At 51.6% G+C, this 20,373-nt stretch carries 13 protein-coding genes; 6 read left to right on the forward strand and 7 right to left on the reverse strand.

Annotated elements, in window-relative coordinates; all coding sequences use genetic code 11:
* The first annotated feature begins 2 nt into the window (after positions 1 to 2).
* The 3 genes from ED661_RS17630 to ED661_RS17640 all read left to right on the forward strand — a co-directional run bounded on the left by ED661_RS17630 (position 3) and on the right by ED661_RS17640 (position 5,607).
* Positions 3 to 1,322, forward strand: coding sequence for a hypothetical protein (locus ED661_RS17630; protein WP_162930170.1), 1,320 nt, complete (start codon positions 3 to 5; stop codon positions 1,320 to 1,322).
* A gap of 197 nt (positions 1,323 to 1,519) precedes the next feature.
* The gene (locus ED661_RS17635; RefSeq protein ID WP_122075583.1) at positions 1,520 to 1,885 is read left to right on the forward strand and encodes a hypothetical protein; all 366 of its coding nucleotides are present in this window, start codon (positions 1,520 to 1,522) and stop codon (positions 1,883 to 1,885) included.
* 941 nt (positions 1,886 to 2,826) lie between these two features.
* The gene (locus tag ED661_RS17640; protein ID WP_254054880.1) at positions 2,827 to 5,607 is read left to right on the forward strand and encodes a DNA polymerase; all 2,781 of its coding nucleotides are present in this window, start codon (positions 2,827 to 2,829) and stop codon (positions 5,605 to 5,607) included.
* A gap of 52 nt (positions 5,608 to 5,659) precedes the next feature.
* Here the strand turns inward: ED661_RS17640 and ED661_RS17645 are convergent, their stop codons facing one another.
* Complete coding sequence (locus ED661_RS17645; protein ID WP_122075585.1) at positions 5,660 to 6,550, reverse strand: hypothetical protein; 891 nt, start codon at positions 6,548 to 6,550, stop codon at positions 5,660 to 5,662.
* A gap of 442 nt (positions 6,551 to 6,992) precedes the next feature.
* Between ED661_RS17645 and ED661_RS17650 the strand changes: the two genes are divergently transcribed.
* Positions 6,993 to 7,253, forward strand: a complete 261-nt coding sequence (locus ED661_RS17650) for a hypothetical protein (RefSeq protein ID WP_162930171.1) — start codon at positions 6,993 to 6,995, stop codon at positions 7,251 to 7,253.
* A gap of 42 nt (positions 7,254 to 7,295) precedes the next feature.
* On the opposite strand, the gene ED661_RS17655 is transcribed toward ED661_RS17650, so the two are convergent.
* From ED661_RS17655 to ED661_RS17675, 5 genes are all read right to left on the reverse strand, one after another.
* Positions 7,296 to 7,946: a recombinase family protein gene (locus tag ED661_RS17655; protein ID WP_122075882.1), complete on the reverse strand. Its 651-nt coding sequence runs from the start codon at positions 7,944 to 7,946 to the stop codon at positions 7,296 to 7,298.
* Between the two features lie 376 nt (positions 7,947 to 8,322).
* Positions 8,323 to 13,446 carry an AAA domain-containing protein gene (locus ED661_RS17660; protein ID WP_162930172.1) on the reverse strand — a complete coding sequence of 1,708 codons (5,124 nt, stop codon included), beginning with the start codon at positions 13,444 to 13,446 and terminating at the stop codon, positions 8,323 to 8,325.
* Positions 13,439 to 14,620 carry a M48 family metalloprotease gene (locus tag ED661_RS17665; protein WP_122075591.1) on the reverse strand — a complete coding sequence of 394 codons (1,182 nt, stop codon included), beginning with the start codon at positions 14,618 to 14,620 and terminating at the stop codon, positions 13,439 to 13,441. Before ED661_RS17665 ends, ED661_RS17660 begins: the two co-directional genes overlap by 8 nt.
* 438 nt (positions 14,621 to 15,058) lie before the next feature.
* Positions 15,059 to 15,430, reverse strand: a complete 372-nt coding sequence (locus tag ED661_RS17670; RefSeq protein ID WP_122075593.1) for a hypothetical protein — start codon at positions 15,428 to 15,430, stop codon at positions 15,059 to 15,061.
* Between the two features lie 44 nt (positions 15,431 to 15,474).
* Positions 15,475 to 16,308 carry a DUF4339 domain-containing protein gene (locus ED661_RS17675; RefSeq protein ID WP_122075595.1) on the reverse strand — a complete coding sequence of 278 codons (834 nt, stop codon included), beginning with the start codon at positions 16,306 to 16,308 and terminating at the stop codon, positions 15,475 to 15,477.
* A 149-nt stretch (positions 16,309 to 16,457) separates the two neighbouring features.
* Here ED661_RS17675 and ED661_RS17680 point away from each other — a divergent pair, with 149 nt between their 5' ends.
* Positions 16,458 to 16,715, forward strand: a complete 258-nt coding sequence (locus ED661_RS17680; RefSeq protein WP_122075597.1) for a helix-turn-helix domain-containing protein — start codon at positions 16,458 to 16,460, stop codon at positions 16,713 to 16,715.
* A gap of 230 nt (positions 16,716 to 16,945) precedes the next feature.
* Here ED661_RS17680 and ED661_RS17685 read toward each other — a convergent pair whose 3' ends face one another.
* Positions 16,946 to 18,127, reverse strand: coding sequence for a DUF2235 domain-containing protein (locus ED661_RS17685; protein ID WP_122075884.1), 1,182 nt, complete (start codon positions 18,125 to 18,127; stop codon positions 16,946 to 16,948).
* A gap of 132 nt (positions 18,128 to 18,259) precedes the next feature.
* Between ED661_RS17685 and ED661_RS17690 the strand changes: the two genes are divergently transcribed.
* Positions 18,260 to 20,140: a hypothetical protein gene (locus ED661_RS17690; RefSeq protein WP_216822463.1), complete on the forward strand. Its 1,881-nt coding sequence runs from the start codon at positions 18,260 to 18,262 to the stop codon at positions 20,138 to 20,140.
* Positions 20,141 to 20,373 lie beyond the last annotated feature (233 nt).

Genomic DNA, 20,373 nt, shown 5'->3' on the forward strand with positions numbered 1-20,373 from the left:
CCTTGGAAAATTTTGATTTCTTGACAAAGACCTTTGATGGATTTTTTGGGTATTTTCTTGCTGCGATCATAGGTTTTTTTAGCAGAGCTGTATTTTTACGCATCCCTCGCTTCTTCAGATACGTAAGTCGAAAAGCTCATGTTCGCTGGAAGGAAACCTATTTCCCAGATGATACTGACACAATAACTCTCGACTTGGCAGGAACGAACTTAGACGACGATGCCGGAAGTGGCTTCATATACGACTACAAGTCAATTCGGGACTCTGCGCAGGTCTTCCGATTAAGTTTTCCAGTGTCAGTTGTATCTGGAGAGGATATAGGATCAACGTCATTTTCACTGAAAGATTTCAATACAAAATCCGATGAAGTGTTTGGCAAAAATCACATTTCACACCTGGAGGAAATTACTGGGATTGAAGGCCTTTCTGAGAAAATCGTAAGAGCCTCAGAAATTGAAGCCAAGCTATTCTTTTCAAAAAAGAACGGAAGGCACTTCAATGGGAAAGCTTTCGGATTGAGGTCTGTAAATTTTAATAGATCTGGAAATCTTGAACAGCCAAAAATTGACATTTCACTATATAGAACTGACTATTTCACACAATGCGTTATGCATCGAGTTGCCCTTGACCTATTGTCTGATGGCACCCTTTCTCCTGACGAAATTTCTTCCAATCGCAATAGTGGGTTTGATGTTATTAACTCCACTTACTACCCTTTTATTGCCGGATTGGCCATCAATGCTTTTGTCCTTACTGACGAAGGTAGGGAAATCGTACTAGTACGGCGCTCAGCGAACGCAAACAATAGCCTTGACCATGCGGGAAAGTACAACACCTCCATCGATGAGGCCTTCTCTCAATTCGACACGACGCACTCCAAATTTGGTCATGGGAACGTGACGATACAGAACTGCTTTCGCCGCGGTGCAAAAGAGGAGCTTGGAATAAATTTGGATGACCCCATGCTAGGTGAACTAAGTGTTTACCAAGTGTTTTTTGTTAAGAGTCTATTTCAAGTTGCTTTGGCTGGACATTGTACATTTGATGGAACATTCGAAGAGCTCAGATCACTTCCTGCCCAAGACAAACCTCTGGAGCATGAAAGCATGGAGAGTTTTGAATTCCGAGTGAGACCTATGTCCAAGCTCGTAAATAGCGGTGAGCTTATACCTTTCGCACGTGATCTTTTAATTGATCTATGCAGAATAAGGGGTATTGATGTTGATTCAACTCTGGGAAAAGGAATTTCCCCATTATTCATGTATATAAAAATTTACGTTGGAACATTTGTGAAAACATTGACTTCAAGGATGGGTCAATAAGTCAACCTCGCAACTACGGGTGTAGCAATTCTGTAAACATGTAGAATTAATTACTTCTTGTTTGGACCTCCTAAGCGAGAAATCGATTTGCATAGTTTCATGCCAGCTCTTCGATCTTCCAGTGCATATCTGTCAAAGGCCCGTTGCCCTCTCTGTATGACCCAAAGGACGCCATAGGGGTAACAAAGGAGACCCCAATGGCACTTGAGAAACAGTTCAAACTAGAAGCGGCAGAGAAGCCAAAAGCGATTCAGCCGTTTGCTCAGCGTCGTCAGAAGTTCATCGCTGCTGTCGAAAAGCAACTGGCCGGTGTGCCGGATGATGGGACCAGCACGATCACCAGCACATGGGTGTGGAAGTCAGATGATGGCGATTGGTTCATCTCGCCCCGTTATGGGAGAACGCCGCTTGAGCTGTCCCCCGGCCTGAATGCGATCAAATGTGTGGATGTGGGTGACGTCGCCAAGAACCTCCAAAAGCTGAAGACGCTCGCCGATGAGGGCACGCTGGATGATGTGTTGATGGAAGCCGCCACCACGATCCGCAGCCGCTTCGGCAAATGAGACAATTAGCGGGCTGGGAACCAGTTTGGTCAAAGGCCGAACTCAATACTCAGCCCGCCCAAACCAACCAACGAATAGAAATCTCAAGCACCTGCGAAGCACTTCACGAAGTGAAGCCATATGCCAATCGTTGGTCAATTGCTTGATCCCTTCGTGATCAAGAACGGCGTTGGTATCTGATTGTAATATTTAAGTGTTTTGGATTTTGGACATACTTCTCCTATCCGTTGAGGAGAAGCCTGCAAGGCACAGCGGCCTGACAAACCATCTACACACGATTGCGTTCGACGCTCGGCTGGCGGTTATCCTGTCTCAGCCTACGTGCTGCTTACACAGCGGACCGATGTACTAGCGCCCTGTAGATGGCAATTTGGCTAGCTCGGCGACGGCACTTCCCCGTCTCGTGATGACAATTCATTTGCTCTGTCTCTCTCATGGGGGCTTTCATCCTTCCCCCGGCTTTCGCTGTCCCCTGACCCTACTATTCGATGACATCATGTCTGCTGACCTACTGGACTTCGGTTCGGCACCATCCGGCGGAGATTACCTTCTGATCGCATGACGCTTCGGGCTGTCTATGTGGTTTTCTGTATCGCGTTCCTGATACGAAGAGAGCTTCGAGCTGTGTGGAATATGGCTATGTGTGTCGGTGGGTATCGATGTATGTTTCTGTGTGTGTGAGGTTATTTATGGGCTGACGGTTGGGACTTTTTCGGGGTATGGCGGATTTGGGAGAATGTCCCACAGAAACTGTGTTTAGGGGCAGATTATCCCCCGAGGTCGGTAGCGAGCTCTAGTGATCATGACGAATGGTCAAAAATAGTAAAAGTGCCGTATGGGTGTGAGCGCATGACATTTACTATTTTTGCGATCTGGCGCAGGGTCGACTCATTGGATGATCCATAGCAGCCCTTCGTACCTTCAATAGATCTGGAAACCGCATGACCATCAAGCCTCAGTTTCGTCCAGATCAGTTTGGTCGCCGCAACAGCCCCAAGACCAAGTACCCTCGATATCTGATCATTGGCTTTGACACGGAGTATCAGCGTGAAGTCATCACAAATGCCGAGGGCAAAGTTGAGCTGAGGAACCAAGTTCTCTCATACCAGTACAGCTGCCGTATCATCTCACAAGAGAATGCTGATTTTGAGCCTCATTGGTCGGGTATCGTTCTGCCGGAAGGAACGGATGATGATGATCGTCTGACGCTAGCTGAATTCATCGAGCATGCTCTGACAGCCGGGTTTAAGGCACTTCCAGATCAGAAGATGCCTGTCGATATCTATTTGGTGGCCCACTTCACCCGTGCGGATGTGCCGGGGTTCAGCGACTTTAAGGACGAAGCCAGCCGGTCGGCAATGAACCTCGAAAACATTCGGGGCCTCTTCATGAATGTTGAAAAAGACATCACGGTCAATCTGAGCTGTGGCAAGGGGTTCAAACCTATTCGGCTTGGCGTGAAGATCAGGGACACGATTGCTCTGGCCCCAGCAGGGGCAAAGAGCCTTGCTAGGTTGGGTGATATTCTTGGGTTTGAGAAACTGAAGCTGTCCGTCGACCCTGATGAAGAGCTGCGGCTTAAGCAGAACATGGCAGAAGTATTGGCGACGGACTGGGACCTGTTTCGTGAATACGCCATCCGTGATGCTGAGATCTGCGATCAGTACACCACTAGAATTATCCGGATGTATTTTGAGAGAACAGGCAGGTTCAAGCTGCCTGTGACATTGACCTCAATCGGCGTCGATCTGATCCAAGAGTTCTGGAAATCTCAGGGACTTGATCCTCTGGCAGTCGTGGCCAAGGAGGAAGTGGTCGAGAAATACTGGAGCAAGAAAAAGGAACGCTTCCAGACTCGCAAGAGGACCGTTTCCACCAAAAAGATGCACTGGAACGAGGACTTTTTCACCGAGTGCTATCATGGCGGGCGCAATGAACAGTTTTGGTTTGGTCCAGCACCCGAAGGGGTTTGGTATGACTATGATCTGTCCAGTGCCTATCCATCCGGCATGGCGATCATTGGCAACCCGCATTGGGATACGATCAGGGCCATCAAAAGTACTGAGGAGCTTCTGACCAATTTTGAGCCTGATGATCTGGCCTACGCCAATGTAGATTTTGAGTTCCCTGAAGACGTCCGATATCCCGTTCTGCCAGTGCGGACGGAGAATGGGCTGCTGTTTCCGAGGAAAGGCAACAGCACCACCCATATCAGTGAGATCCTTCTGGCCAAGCGGCTTGGATGTAAAATCGATTTGGTTGAAGGGCGGCAGATCGATTCCGATAGGATCATCAGCAGGACAGAGGAGTTTTCCCCGGCCAAACGCCCCTTCTCTGGCTTTGCCCGCAACTGCATTGCGGAACGCTCCAAATACCCCAAGAAGTCTTTGGACAATCTGTTTTGGAAAGAGCTCGTCAACTCGACCTATGGCAAAACTGCCCAAGGGCTGAGGGAGCGTCGGATATATGATTTGCGGGACGCTGAGACAAAACCTCTTCAGCCCAGCAAGATTACCAACCCAGTCTATGCCGCCTTCATTACGGCCTTCTGTCGGGGTGTGCTTGGCGAGATCATGAATGCGCTTCCCCCTGAGGTGCAGATCTTCAGCGTGACGACGGATGGCTTTCTGACGACAGCAACAGACGAACAGATGCAAGCAGCTGCTTTTGGACCCTTGGGGCGAAGGTATTTGGATTCCCGTCGCAGGCTTGCAGGTGAGTGGGGCATCTATGAAATCAAGCATGTCATCCGTCAACCTGTCGGGTGGCGAACCCGAGGGCAGGCCACTTTGCAGCCCTCCCAGTCTACAGATTGGGAGGGAACAGGCATGACGCCCAAAGAGGACGAAAAGGTCGTTCTGGCCAAAGGCGGGATCAAGCTCGATGCGATGCTTTCCAAGAAGGAACAGAACGATGAAATCCTTCGTCTGTTCTTTGACCGCAAGCCGACGGACACAATGGTCGTCAAACTCGGGGCGGGCATTCGCGAGATGTACGAACAGGGAATGGACTTCGTTGACAAGACAATGAACAAACGGTTGTCGATGGAATTTGACTGGAAACGGCGGCCTTATAGTGCTGGCGACGTGAAGGTGCCAAGCTCAGGCAAGCAAACCTATGACCACCTCGCGTTCTCAACCCAAGTATGGGACAGCGTGGACCAGTTCAACACCGTGCGGGCGATTTGGTCTGACTACAACAAACAAGCCCCCCATTGCCTGAAGACGTTGGAAGACTATCAGGCATGGGCTGAGTATTTTGAGGGCAAGCTGGCAGCCCAAGGAGAGGCTGGGGCCTATCTGGCCAAGGACGACGGCATTCTAAAGCGTGTGCGTAGGGATCTGATCATTGCTCACAAACTCCGAAAGGCTGGCACCCATGTTCTGAAGCCACACGCCTTTGGCAACACAAAGATCTTCCCGACCTACAGGCTCAAGTCGCAGGAACTTGCTGACATTCTCAACGACGACCTTGGCATCCCTTGTTCGAAATTTGACGTCGACAATGCAAAGAAGAAGACCGCATTCATTCCGCACCAAGTGCCGAACTGTGTGGAAGCTGTCACCGTCCTCAGGAAGGCCAAACGGTATCTGTTCCCCCAACTGGACATCGATCAGTTCCTGACGCCGAAGGCAGCGTTCAATCTCGATGTGGAGAAGGCGGATATGACCCTGCACCCGCGTGATCCGTTGGAGGGGTGGGGTTCGACGGTCGAGAAGTAATCTGTTTATGGCTGAAAGGCTCCTGCACCTGACAAGTGGCGGTGCTTGAGGCCTAGAAAGGAAGTCCGCTATCTATCTGACTTTGGGTGTGTTTGACAAAGCTCTCAGCAGTATCGATCACTTCAGTAACATACAGCTTGTCGAAGACATTTAGCTGTGTGCCGCTCTTGTCCATTCCGTTCCTGTGGACGCAGTCATGCCGGTATCCAATGGCTTTTTTAATAGTCGTGAGCGCGTTACGGTCTGGGCGGATCGTTATGCCAAGTGCTTTTTTGTAGAGTTTCGCAACTTCGTCTATCTTGTGATAAAGCCTGTTTTTTAGGCTGGCCTCAATCATGCTTTTTACCAGGTCACTTCCGTCCAAGACATCTGTGAGACCGATTTTGATTTCGGAAAGTGATCCGTCTCCTGCAATCAGCTTCTTCATAGCATCATTTGACTTTGTAACTTCGATGATAAACGCGTCGCAGAAGTAGGCTTCAAATGCAGCGATGACCTGGGCGAAGATCATCCGATTCATTAGGGCTTCAGGGTCCATGCTGCCGTGCTTCTTCAGCATTTCTCTCAGCTCGGATGTCGTCGTCATAAAGATCTGGTAGGGGTCCTTTGGGAGTTCATAATCGTCCCAGTCATCTGGTTGAGTGTAGTAGGGAATATCCGCATGAACTGTAACGTCTGAATAGTCGTCCAACTCAATTGAGCAATGCGAGGGGCCTGCGTAAGCATATGCGGAGAAACAGGTCTCGCATTCTGGGCAAACGACTTCCGCCACGTCGTCAGTTTGCATGTCGGAAGATTTTTCACCGCCAAAAAATGGCTCAGGAACAGCGACTTCTGTTAGGACTGTCTTTTTGCACTCAGGGCACGTGAAGTGGACTCTAGAGACAAACCTCTGGGTGTTTTCCCACATTTTTTCGATAACGTAATCGGTTGTAGCTGACATCGGTGCCCTCTCTGGCAATCGTTCCCACTACATTGCTCCCGAACGACCCTAAATGACGTATGGTTGAAAGTAGGTTTTGTTATTCCCTCAATGTGGACAGCATGTTGCTGTCAGAAGCAATAGTGTTTGAGGCGGAAATCGTCGCACCCTGTTCGTTCAGCAATCTGAATCCAACAAGAGGAAGACACTTTGATCCAAGTCATGGAACACTCCCGTTAAACCAGGGTGAATACTGCTCATTGAAAACACCCATTGGGAGAATCATTGTGAAACTCATTATTGCAGCTGCGCTTGCTGTGAGCTTTAGCGCGGGCATCTCTGTCGCCGAAATCGAAACTTCCGCACCACGCGCTGAAAAACAAAGTGAAGTCGAGCACGGTGGAGGTTGCCGGAAAGACTCCCCAAGAGGGAAGTGCTGTCATGCAGGATCTAAACCCTATCATTGCCACTGACTTTTGAAAAATTGGGCGTCTTGCTACTCTGCAGGACGCTTTGGCTCGACGGTGTGAACGTTGTTGATGGTGCCTTGAACGCCTTCTACGCAACGAAGAACTTTTCAGCCGACGATGTTGATGACAATGAATTTACCAGCGCCGGAGATTTTACCCTCCATATGCTTGATGCCAACTCAGGTTTTGTAGAGGTCATCAAGAAGGCGTTTGGCGCGACAACAATTCCCTTCTCTGAGGATAAGGCGGCTTGATGATGCAAAGCTGATCTAAGAAACGGAAACGTGGGGCCAGCTCTAGGTTGGCCTCACGCCACTGGAAGCCATATCTGAATAGTTCCTCACAGTCTGAGGGTACCATTTCCCACCTTTGGCAGTTCGGACGCCTCTGTCGTTCAACAGTCGTGCGGTTCCCGAAAACGTCCCAGCCTCGGCAATCGCCTGTTCAAAATCGGTCCGTATCGTTTCGAAGAATTCCTGCTTCTCTAATCGTCGTTGAGCGGCCAGCGCCAGAGCATTCCGACCAAGCACGGTCCCTCGCTTCTTTGCCACTCTGAGTGCCGCTCTGGTGCGTTCTGAAATCTGTCGGCGTTCCTCTTCGGCAAAACAGGCCAGCAGGTGCAGGAAGAAGGTCGAGACGTTTGGATGCTCACAAACGACCAGTTCGACGCCTTGGTCGATGATCCCCGAGATGAATGACACCTTCCGAGAGAACCTGTCCAACTTCGGGATCAGTAGCTTGGATCGGGTCTTCTTGACTAGGTTGATTGCGTTCCACAGCTCGACCCGGTCGTCACGCTTGCCAGACTGGATTTCCGTGAACTCGGCAATCACCGTGTCATGCGGCTGAAGGAACTGCTCAACCATCGAACGCTGGGCTTCCAGCCCCAGACCAGACCGCCCCTGCCGTTCCGTCGAAACCCGATAGTAGGCAACGTATTCTGTCAAATCGAACCCTCCGTATAAAACAAACCTTGGTTTGTCGTGTAAGGGGTCCGAAAGTTGGACAGTGTTGGGCAACGGTCGAGTAGAGGCTTGGCCGATTGGCTTTGCCCAGATGGCCGCTATGCGCAGATTGGGTACTTTGCAAAGTCAAGCCGTTTTCCCAAAGCGGACCATCAGTGACACGGTCGCAAAGGTTGCTCTAAACCTACTTAGGGCAGTTCGCTTTGATCCTAGAGCCGCACGCAACGCTGATTGTTTTGGCCATTTCCCAGATCAATTTGTGTAGGCAAAATGCGAGATTTGGACTGCGAAATGTTCTGAATCCCTCGTAAGAAACATTCCTATTCAGCGCGAGGCCAATGGAAGCCTTGCTTGGCATTCAACTGGGTTCGCCTTCCAAGCAGGCCCTTATCACGTCAACGATCTTGGTAGGATTATCCCGCCATTCCCGCGAGGTGACGGTCACAGCCTTCCAACCAAAAGCTTCCAGCAGAATGGCACGTTCAGTCAAAACTTCTAAAGTGGCATGGTTCGCATAGGTCTCTTTTCTATCGATCAGAATGGCCAGCTTAAAGTCTGGTTCATCCGCGTGGCGGACGGCGACATCGACGCAAAAGCGGGACATGCCGTGGTTGACCACTGCAACAATTCCGCGCCTTTGCAAGGCATCGGCAATCTGTTCTGCGGCCACATTCACAGGTTTTTCGTTCCGGTCCACATTGCTCATTACCGCCTTAAGGGCCAGACCTGCTCCTTGCCTATCTCCGGTTGAGGCAAGTTGCGCATACCGCAAGAAAGTCTTCAGCGCGTTGGCACCTGCATTATAGTCGTTGGTGATCTGCTCAGAGGTGATCGACGACACAACGATCATGTTTTCCTTCGCACGCGAAAAGATAACATTCAGGCGCTTTTCGCCTCCGACCTTGTTGATGGGGCCAAAGTTCATCCGCATCTTACCATTTTCCGGCGGAGCATAGCAGATCGACAGCAAAATGATGTCTCGTTCGTCGCCCTGTACATTCTCGAGGTTCTTTACGAAAAGCCCGATGAATTCGCCATCACTTTCGCGTTCAAATTCAGTTTCGAGCTGGCGAGAAAAGTCCTTGTCGGTACGTGCCAGATCTCTCAAAGCGGTTTCAATCTCGGATTGCTGCGCCTCCGAGAAGGCGACGATGCCGATCGTTTTGTGACTTTCCTGAGCAAGGATGTCGCGCAGCAGATGGGCGATATAGCGAGCTTCTTCGGCGTTTCGCCGCAGGGCATAAACACCCTCATTGATCATATGATAGGAAATTGGACGCGCCAAAATCTCGGATGCGGTTAGCGGGGGAGCCCCTGCATCCATCACATCGATTTGAGGTTGCGCCTGCCGGTTGTGTGTCGCCGGAATCGTCAATAACTGCCCATTGTAAAAGGCCCCGTTGGAAAAGCTTATCAGCTCTTCGCTGCGCGATCGATAGTGCCAGCTAAGCATCGTCGATTTCAACCGTTCTGCCGCAAGGGTCAGAAAGCTATCCTGCTCCAATTCAAAGTTCAAATCTTCTTCAGCATCATCAAAACCCTCGGCAGCGTCACTACTGCCAAAGAACTTTGACGGCGGGAGCTGCATCTCATCTCCCACAACGATGATCTGCGGAGCGCGCATCAATGTTGGCACCGCATCTTCTACTGGAATTTGCGATGCCTCGTCGAAGATCACCACATCAAACAGATCGGAATCAAGTGGCAGCACATCCGCCACTGAAAGCGGGCTCATCAACCAGATCGGCTTCATGTCCGGTATCAATGCTCCGGCAGGACCACCTAACATTTCGCGCGGCGACCGATAGGCACGGGTCTTTTTGAATTCATGTTCTAATGCCCGACGCGCCTTGGCATAGGATGACTTGTGCGCCCGGTCTTCCATCGACAGGTTGCGATCCATTTCAGCGGTCAACGCGATATGGGTGTCAAAGGTTTCCATGGCACGCAGTTCCAGCAGACTCGCATTGACCTTTTGCAGGGCCTTCCGGCTCTCTGCGATCTTTGCACGAGCCCGCTCAAGCATGGCATGATCAATAGCCGACAGGCCAGGAGTCTGGACCACGCTGCGGCGCACAGTCTCAGACAGGATTTCTGCGTGCAACTGATCTGTTGATAAATCAAGGTTGCGCAAACAACGCCAGATCGATGCAGGCGCTTCTGCCAGCGGTTGCAACATGAACTTCAGATCACGCAAATGCGGCCGGCTGAGTGCGAGCGCATCAAGCACCAGAGCCAACTCAGACAGTGGCAATGTTTCCAGCCCGTCAATCAGGCCGGTAGCTTCTTCCAACAGCCCTTCGACCACAGGAGCGTGGCGGGCCAACGCCAGCACCTGACGCTCCGAAGCGGCCGGATCACTCGCCACGTTGGCCAGGATCGGGTCTACTGCGACCCCTTCTGCCATTCTCCCTGCCGCCCGTTCCGCCACAATTGTGGAAAGGACTGTGAAATCTTCAAATCCATACCGCCCAGCAGTTTGCCGTTTGGTTTCAACCAGTACCGCTCTGGCTGTATGTTCAGCATCAAGCTGCGATAGAAGATCTACCACAGTGGGAGCAACAGCGGCATCCACCGTCCGTGTGCGCGACGAAACGGTTTTTTTCAATTGCCGCCAAGGGCCAGACAGGAACGACAGGAATTTGCCTTCTTTGTCCTGCGCCAGCCGCAGCGCTGTTTTGGTTTCATCAGGGGTCAGCCGCTGGGTCCAGGCGGATGCCTTTTCAGCTGCCGCAGCTAAGGCACGCTTTTTCTCCTCTACCAGGCGCAATTCGCCCTTGAACTGGCGGCTTTCGCGGCTTGCAGGGTCCAGCAGGCCTAGTTGTCCCACCTCTGCCATTGCGGCAACACGCGCAGCAAACCGAATTTGCGCAAACCCAGCACCCGCGCTGGTGATCTCACCAAACAGGTCGGCGCTTATTCCGGTCAACAGCTTGGCGCGCGACGCCAGATTTGCGGCCCGTTCCGGCACCTGATCCAGGGTCTTGTCATCTGCCCAGACCGCCGGGGCCAACAGTCTTTCGGGTCGTTGCGACAGACACTGCCCCCCTGCCAAGCCTTTGGTTCCGGTCAGCGCCCGGTCTACGGCATCCTCATACTCCAACCAATCCGACAGATCAGGCAACAGGTCCCGATCATCATCGTCCAAACCGGTCGCAGGGGCGCTCAGCGCGCGGTCAATCACGGAATAAAGCGCTTCATTTGTCCCAACCGCAGCGGAGGACATGGCCTTGATATGCACGCGCACATCAGCAAGCGCTTCTGAAATACGTCTTAGCAGTGCCGTACGTTCATCCGTCAGCATGGCCGTGGTCTTTGGACGAGCCTCACTGGTCCAACGCGTGTAGATCTCCTCCATCTCTTGAATGAAATCGCGCTTGTTTTGCTGACTGTCGTGCACAAGACTACACAGAGCCCCAAGGCCCACGCCCGTCAAACGGTTGAACACCACATCCAAAGCGGCGCGTTTTTCACAAACGAACAGCACACGTTTCCCTTGCCCGATGAAGTCCGCAATCAGGTTGGTGATGGTCTGTGATTTGCCCGTACCAGGCGGGCCCTGAATGACATAACTTTCCCCACTGCGAGCATTCAGAACCGATTTTTCCTGACTAGGATCCATTTCGATGACTGGATAGCGATGTTCCGGCTTGGGAAGGCTGGGAATGCCACCAGTATCAAAATTGCGTTCATTGAACAGCAGATCAAAGGCGGGATTTGGAGGCAATTCACCCGCCAAGATGGAGTCATAATCCCGCACTAGAGACATTTTTCGATAGTTAAAGTTGGCAAGGGTTACCGAGCAAAGATCAAAGCTCCAGTTAAAGCGTCCATCAGTGTCCTGCGCCGAAGAAAACGTTGTCGCCTCACGTTCTGCCATTGCAGGATCGACCACGTGAGAGGTACTGAACATCCGAGGCAGTGCCCGCCCCATCACGGCCTGATTGGGAGCCTGCGCAGGTGTGACGTATTCTTTGAATAGCTGTAGCCCCAGCGGGTTGAACCCAGGATGCTCATAGGAATAGCGAAGCCCAGATCGCGCCCGCCTGCCTTTAACTATGCCAACGCGGCGCTTGTTAAATTGATCTAGGCGGCGGCGCACCTTTTGGTGCAATACCTTGATACGCGGTTTGTCTGCATATTCCAGGCGTACACCGGGCTCGCTGGACAAAATCTGGGTCTCGATAAGTTGATAGAGATCCTGCAGGGCCTCCGGCTGAGACATGTCCACCGTTCTTGGCAGTTTGATGCCAAACAGCTTTTCCAACGCAAAGGATAAGGCCGGATTGACCTCGGCCACTGTATCAAGAGCTTTTAGGGTGAAGACATCCTTTACCCCCTTGCGGCGCTTCAATTCTGCCCGCAGCAACAAAAGCGGCGAGGAAATCGGCACATGCGGATCGTTCTTCAGATCATACCAACGCAGGAATACGGGCACCAAACGCAGTGGGGCTGCCCCATATTCCCGCGCAACCCGCGCACTTTCTGAGCGTAGCTTGGACAGGACTGATGGCGCAAACTGCATCTCTTCAAAACGAATGTAATCCCGCAAGGCAACCTCTTTGCCCGACAGCAGCATTTGCATGGCACGGGCATCTGCGGTGAACAGTTCTTCGGATTTGATCGCCTGAAAATTCATAACCAAAGGCACGGATGTTTCTGTCAGGTTCAATTCGGTCGAGACAGGCTTGTGGTAGATCAGTCGATTGCGCCTAGTCATATCATATAGCCGGGCGCGCAAACGCTTAAGCAACTCACCTCTGGGCAAATTGGCATCTGTCCCGAATGAAGCACTCGTTGTCAGTTCATTGTCAAAAACTGAACCGATCATGCGATGGTTTTCAAACGCGCGGATCAGGGTGGGCATGTCTTGTGCTCGGTTGAACCGTTCCAACTCGGTCATGCGCTCGATCGCGCGACAGATCACCGGGCTAAGCCGATTGTTCAACTGAGCCAAATCACTGCGATAGCGGGTAAAGGTTTCGAGCTGTTCCTTCTGCCGAAAATCAAGACCGGTCGCCAGTGAACCGATGATCATTCCCAGCCCATAGATGTCAGTGATCGGGTCGTGATGGCCTGCTTCGACCTCCCAGGACCGGTAATGGGTTAAAAAAAGTGGACCGGCTTCGGCATCCTCTACAACTTTTGCGTCATGCACGTTGGTTCCGGTTGTGTCATCAGAAGTCACTCTGAGTTCACTCACGACCTTGATACCGCTCTTGGCCTGCAAGTCCTTGCGACTGCGAACCGCGCGGTCCGATGCCGGTGCACTTGCATCGGTCTGAATAAAGAACAGATGGCCATGATCCGTTTTCAGCTTAGCCAGCGGAAACAACGGAGCCACTTGTCCGGCATCATGCACCTCAGCGACCTGCTGCATCAGGGGCAAAACGGCGGCCAACAGGTCCTCATTCCCGATTGAATGCGTTTCATTCCAGCTTTCAAGAAGCTCAAAGAAACCATGTTCTGCAACATCAATCATTGGGCACCTCCACAAGTGCCTTGCGCAGTGACACCAGCTTTTTCTTGGGCACACCAAGGTCTTTGGTAATGCGCGGTGTAATCGCATCCGACAGCCCGTATTTGTCGGCAAACTGCATTGCTTCCAATAACGGTTCGTCTTCAAGATCCGGATCCGCAGCTGCAAAATCTAGCAGAACCGATGCCATGTAATCCTTCACGTCATCACTTGCCTCCGGCAGGCGGGACAGTTCTGTGTCATCGGATGGGATCATTGTGCGGTCAAAATCTGGGAAGTAAGCGCGGGCGTGCGCCTCGATCTCTTCGGACTGAGCCCAATCGGCGCTCAGAAGTTTCTGTATCGTCAGGCGGGTCAGATCGGTCAGTTTGCGCTGCGCCAGCAGGTCCAGCCGTTCCAACTGGTCATCACCTTCCACCAACTTGGGAAGACGCGCGTCAGCGGTCTCTTTGTCCTTGGCCCAATCGGCAAGAGCAATCGCGCGGATGTAGGTTTCAGGATGTGATCCCCCCTGCGATCCGTCCTTCTTGCTTAAATCAAGCGCCTCCGCTGCCTGTTCGAGATAGGTTTCAACCGAAAACTTCTTCAACCCGGACCCAACCTTGATCAGCAAGGAAATTGCTGCATCCCGGTTCGCACAAACCATAAGGCCGACCCGGTCAGCAAAAATCTCCTGATAGATCTGCGACAGCCAGAGCGACTGCAGATGCGCAGGATGCGATCCATTTTCCCCGCAAATCCACCCCAGCATCCGATCAGCCGTGAAATACCGCCCATCCTCGCGGGTCTTGTGCAGGTAATGCGCCATCTCATGACCCAGCAGGCAGCGCAACTCAGCGTCGTTGAGAATATCAATGATCTCGCCCTCAAACATGATGTTGATTTCATTGGGGGTATAGATCAACGCGGCATTCCGATGACTTCCCGTGCCCTGAAAAAGGTTGAGCGGCACGTCAATCTCAAGCGCTTTTTTCACTTCGCCCACAACAGCGAACAATCTGTCATGCGACCCTGCGTCCAATCGCACTGCATTTTTCAGCAACATCAGTCGATTTTCATCAAAGGCCTGTTCTGTCAATTTGTCAGAGGCAAACCAAGCCCAGGTATCGGCTTCTTCGCGCTGCAAAAAATCGGCGAGGGCGTTGTGGTAATTCAGGAATGGCGGGATTTCGGACAAAGGCTTTTCTCGCGTAAGAACTGAATGATCTGGTCGTAAATGAAGGGAGCATAATCTTGCCTACCCTATGGCAATAAGGAACTGACCAACCATCATCAAGCCGCTAGAGTCTCCTGACCGGGGACAACTGTCTCAGTCTTGCCCGAATTTCGCAATAATCGCGCAAACGCCCAGCAAGGTTCCGACCAGTGTGATCTACGAACGGACGGATATTCTAGCGTCGGAGGTCTGTTCTTGCGGCGAGTAACCAGCACCAAAGGCGTTGTTTCTGCTTCAGCACAGTCCGCAAACAAGAGGTTGATTTGTACCGCATAAGGGTTTTGCTGCTGGTCACGTTTAAAATCCGCTTTCTATGGAGATGATTTTATAGCGATGTCTCCTCTGGGCTGGGAGCTGCCCTTCCTTCCTGTAAGCAGACACCAGCAGCCCTCAGGCTTCTTAAAGGCCCGGACTGGGTATCAAGGTTCCTTCAGGAAACAGCCTGAAATCGCTTCGAAAAACCTTGTAGAGAGTGCATCTATCCTGCCCGATGATGTCCTGGCCGACGCGAATACACTCCGCCCTGACACGTTCGCCGCTTTCAAAACGAAACCCTATGTCAGCCAATGGATCATCCAATTGGTACTGTGCTTTCCCGAAGTAGTAGGTGCCGTTGATCATCACCAGATCGAGTAGCGAAGTGCCGCCAGGATAGTACATTACAAGCATATCGTGACCATCGGCGTTCGTCAGTTTGACAGATGTTGGAATGCAGGCCTGCATCACCAATAGTGCTGTCGCAGCGGCGGTTAGTTTGAAAAGTCGCTTCATCTTGTAAAAGCCTTTTGGGTTGGGAATGTATTTGTTTCAATCGGCTAGAAGCTGGCAAACCGAACCTGAAAATAGAACTGATTGTTCGTCTCGGAGATCGTCAGGGCAATCGGTGTGGCTGTGCCGCTGGTGTTTTGAACCGTGGCGCTGCACTCACGCTGGCCAAGCGTTTCTGAGTATTTGACCTCTTTGATGTCCGTAATCCTGACCACTTCGGCATTGGCAAAGTTGATCGGAATGTTGGGATAAAGGTCTTCGATCATGCTCATGGATGTTCGGCTGTCGCACTTCGGCAGACCCGACATAGTGTAGCCACCTCCCGGCCATGCAATCGAAATGAACCCGCCCAGCACCAACATGCCAATCCACGCAAACAGCGGCCCACTGCCCAAGCCCGTTCGTTTTGAGCGCAAGAAAATGTAGGCCGGAACAAACAACAGTATCCAAACCAACAGGCCGTCTGCCGCATCCTTGCGGCCACTTCGTTCCACGGCGTTCTGATCGAACAAAGCGCAGAGCGTATTGGCAAAGAAGACCAGCAGGAACGAGGCCCCGGGCAAGGAGGTCCAACCAAAAGGACCTGCTGCCAGTTGTCCGATCATCAAGTCCGCAAAGGTCATCACTAGCGGCACCAGTATCAGCATATACAGCCAGTGGTTCTGTATCTCGCCTGTCGGCACCAATGGCGGTTCGTTTGCTTCTCTGACCCCCGGAACCTCTGCGATCCTCTTCCAGTCGTCCGCATAACCCTTGGTCCAAACGAGTGTCTTCTCGTTCAGCTCTCCGTTCTCGTAGCGCGTCTTCAGGTCAGAGAAAGTGACCGGCCCAAGACGTTCGCCGCCGATGATGTAAAACCATTCTATATTCGCTTCAGTCACGCGGACCTCCGAAAGGTGAAATTGCTACGCGAGATGTGCTCGCAATGCCTTGGTACGGCCATCCAAGTGGAAGGCCGACATGAAATATCTACTTTTTAGATAATCTGATTTCAAGATTATTGGAACCCTCGCTAGTTGCGAGGGACCAAATGACAAAGACACTGCGTTCAGAAGGGCAAATTGCGCTCGTGGCTGCGCTCATTCAGGCTCGCAAAGATGCTGGCCTCTCTCAAGCGTCGCTCGCGGAAAGGCTGCGCTGCCATCAGTCGTTTGTTGCACGGATCGAAAGTGGGCAGCGGCGGATCGATGTGCCCGAACTGGTGATCCTGTGCCGGGCTTTGCGGGCTGATCCTATGGATGTTCTGCAGGTCGTTGCGGAAAGCACGCCCGTGGATGCGCGGATCTAGCTGCTCGATTGCTTGAAATTTTTACGCAAACACCCCGACCATAGGTCAAAGGTGTCGCTGGTCGCCCAGCGACCATTCTTCGTGAGAGGTTTCTAAGCCCCAATGTGACCGCGTCGGCCACATCAGAATCAGTGGTAGCAGCTAGTTTGGGGAGCGGAAGGCGTCTGTTCGCGCGTTGAATTCTCTAGTACTTGTCAGTCAAAGGGGCTGTGTGGGTCAATTTTTCCAACTCAAAAAGTGTTGTAGTTCCTTGGCAAATTCGACCTTTCTACGGCGTTGTGGCATTGATTGTGCTCAAAGACACTCGAGTGAATATTTGCCCCATCTGGAACAATTCGCTCCTCGAACCAAGGGATGTATACCCCTGCAGCGGTCTTTCTTGTGGTCGGGATGTGGCTGCGTTTGAATCTTGGAATGCCCTCTATGATCGACCATGCTCTGGTCATGGAGTCGTTTATCGGAGCTTGGGCATCAGGTCCCACGTACTGTCCGCCGTTTTGAGCGAAGACGATGGTATTGATGGTCCGTGTTTTGAGTTTCAAACCCGCTGACTGGGCTTCGTGAATCATCCACTCTAGAGGTATCTTGGCAATTGCGCTCTTAGGCTCGGGATATCCTCCTCCAACATCACCATGAGACCCTACGAACCAGACCTCTTTGGCATCTTGTTCTACTTCAGACTTTGGATTGAAATGTTCGGAGCGGTACGGTTTTCCCGTAGGCCAAAGCTGAGGTTGGAACATTGTTCTGCGCTCATCCAAGGCAAGTGCATGCCGGATACTTTTAACACTTGAGTTGGTGCTTGTGAACGCATGAGACCTGAGCCTTGGGCCAAACCTTCCGCTCTCAATGACAGATCCAACTGTATCAAAAAGTCCCAGGAAACGAATTCTGGGCCTGGTTGGACGGAGCATGCGTTCAAACAAACGGACTTCTGCAAATTTTCTGTCGTTCCCTTCGTTGCCTGCATTGCCCCCAATGCCCTTGTAGGCCCGGTATGCGTAGTCAAGCAGGTTTAGGTTGTCAGGATGAAGCAGCCCGACCGCGTGAATGAAGCCGGCCAGGACCCTTGCGGTGTATGCGCCGCGGCTGAAGCCAAAGATATAAATTTGATCTGCTTGGTCATCGTCGCCGCCACTGGGTTTATGTTCGTAATGTTTGACTAGATAGCGGTAGGCTTCCTTCACGTTGGCGTCCAACCCCCAACCAGTTGCCAGGCCCCAAATCTCAACACCGCGCCGGTAGTAGTATGAGGCCGAGTTTTCTGCCCCAAAGGTGCCAACGCCTGGATCATAGAACACAGATTGTTCTGGAGATTTCTTGAGGCACCCAAAGAGCCGCAGGATATTGGTCCTATCCTGTGAGATCTCGTTCGAAGTTCCATCGCAAAGTATGACAATATTTTTGCTCAATCTCTTCATCCATAGATTTAATACTCTATAGGTAGAATAGCGTCTTGCGTTGGAATGTGGAGTATGAATTTCCTATGGTGGGCCTCCTTGCTATTGGAGTTCTCACAGAAGTAAGCTCGTTGGAGGTGAAGTGTGCCTATTTCTCATGACGATTGCCGACCTTATCTATCGGCAACCCTTTTCAGAATTACGACCAACACTGAAATCCTTTTGGGTGACCTCAAAAAGGATATCATTGCAGTGCTCCGGGCGAGCGTGCTCCCAAAGAACGAGGCATCTTCAGCAACTCGTAGCTTTTCAACGGTTGGAGACCCCGAAGAGTTGCCGGGTGGTTTGGAGTTAACTTGGCTGGCGTATGACGAAAAACGCCCGCCTGCTTGGTATGCCCGGGATGATCTGAAAAACACGCTTCATCATCTGGTAGTAATCTCCTCACGGGAAGATGTGCTGGCAATTTGTTTCACGGATGGTGCCGCCAGGCAGACGGTTGTGCGAGCAATAGCAAAGGATGACAAGGCATCGTTCAAACATATCAAGAAGATGGCAGCTACAGACGTCGAAGCAGCGTTTGTCGAAGATAAGGTTCGGACCTTGTGGCTCAGCGGCGCCCATCGGCGCTCGCTCGTGAAACCTGACGCGAAGGTACTCTCAGGAGCGGAGTTGGAAAACGCCTTGGATCCTTTGGAAGATCAAAGCTACTACTTCAGTTCAGTAAGAACGACTTCTTCGAACACTGAATTGGCGCAGGATGGTCGAAATGCCATCATTGGCACGAGCCCCAAACATGCACGGATATGGCTTGGTCCATGTAGAGATTGGAACCAATTCACTGATCGATTGGCAAAGGTATTGTGTCAAGCAAAACGTAGCTTGGACGAAGGAGACAAAAATTATACCCCCATCCCTGTGCTTGCCCGCCCGACAGCAGATGTTGGTGATGTCGAACACCCATATGGTGTTGCCATAATTGTTCCCGAACAACTTCTAGCGGATGTGGTTGAAGGCGGCGGTGATGATCGCTGGTTTCAGCAGTTTGCGGACCAAGTACACTTTTCTGTCTTTGAACAAGAAGGGACTCCGGATTTTCTTGCCAGAGTGATGTGGGGAGATGAACAATACGGAGAATTGTCATTCAAATTTGAAGCCAAGGGAGGTGGTGTTCAAAAGCTCAGTATTGAAAAACTGACTTGGGATGAAACCAAGGAACACCATGAAGAAATTCTAGAAGTTTGCACTGATCAAGAAAACCTGACGCTATATTTCGACACCGGTCACACCTTTGCGCGCGGGCAGTTCTACCTTACTCAATTCCGCGATGCCCAGTTTGAAGATTGGCGATGGGTGGACATGGGAGCGGCCGGTGTTTCCGTCAAACAAGAAAAACCCTTAGATGGCAAACGTTTTGCCGTCGAAACGACGGGTGACGACGAAGATACTTCCTTGTTCGGCTTGATCGTAAAGCACTGGCCGAATGTTGAAGGCATGGGTGACTCGACGGGATGGCTGGTCTGCGACGATGGAGCTGGTGAGTCTGCCGACTTCATACATTTGGATGATAATCCAGGAAGTGCAAAGCTCACTCTGATACATGCCAAAGGCAGTGGCTCAGAAAACGATAGTCGCCAGATATCCGTATCAGAATACGAGGTTGTGGTAGGGCAAGCGGTCAAGAATCTGAGACATGTTGACCGCGGGTTGCTTCATGAAAAGCTAGCGGCAAATGGCAATGGCGTGCTGCGCGATGCGGTCTGGTACAATGGAATCCGTCAGGCTGACAGGTCAGGTTTTTTGGGTGCATTGGCTGATGTTGGATCGGACCTTGAGCTGGAAGTCGTTGTACTTCAACCGCGTGTCCGGAAGGCGGAACTCGCTAGAGCTAGGGCCGAGATCGAGGGTGGTCAAGAAACCGCTAGGATACGCAGAATGCAACAACTGGATGCGCTTCTTTTGGGGGCAAAAGCCAACTGTGCTGCACTCGGAGCTTCCTTTCGCGTTTATGCGGACGATGCTTGAACTTGCCGCATTAGTGTTCTTCTTGTTGCCCGCGATGTAGATTGCGCCGGAGACAGTGGCAACGAGTCGGCATATGGGTATGGTCCTAGCTGTTTGGATGTCGCAAGGTCTGCGCCTTTTCAGGCAAAAGGGTGGATCTCTGCCATTCTCTGCATATGCGGGTTTGTCCCGTTGGTTCACAAAAGAAACCATTCACGACAGAAAGCTCATGCGGTCCCAATGTCGGTTGGTGC

The organism is Pseudophaeobacter sp. EL27, from assembly GCF_900313025.1.
Classification (GTDB): domain Bacteria; phylum Pseudomonadota; class Alphaproteobacteria; order Rhodobacterales; family Rhodobacteraceae; genus Pseudophaeobacter.

Coding starts and splice junctions, on each gene's coding strand:
- ED661_RS17635 (WP_122075583.1), top strand. CDS start 1,520: ATGGCACTTGAGAAACAGTTCAAACTAGAAGCGGCAGAGAAGCCAAAA.
- ED661_RS17640 (WP_254054880.1), top strand. CDS start 2,827: ATGACCATCAAGCCTCAGTTTCGTCCAGATCAGTTTGGTCGCCGCAAC.
- ED661_RS17645 (WP_122075585.1), bottom strand. CDS start 6,550: ATGTCAGCTACAACCGATTACGTTATCGAAAAAATGTGGGAAAACACC.
- ED661_RS17660 (WP_162930172.1), bottom strand. CDS start 13,446: ATGATTGATGTTGCAGAACATGGTTTCTTTGAGCTTCTTGAAAGCTGG.
- ED661_RS17670 (WP_122075593.1), bottom strand. CDS start 15,430: ATGAAGCGACTTTTCAAACTAACCGCCGCTGCGACAGCACTATTGGTG.
- ED661_RS17680 (WP_122075597.1), top strand. CDS start 16,458: ATGACAAAGACACTGCGTTCAGAAGGGCAAATTGCGCTCGTGGCTGCG.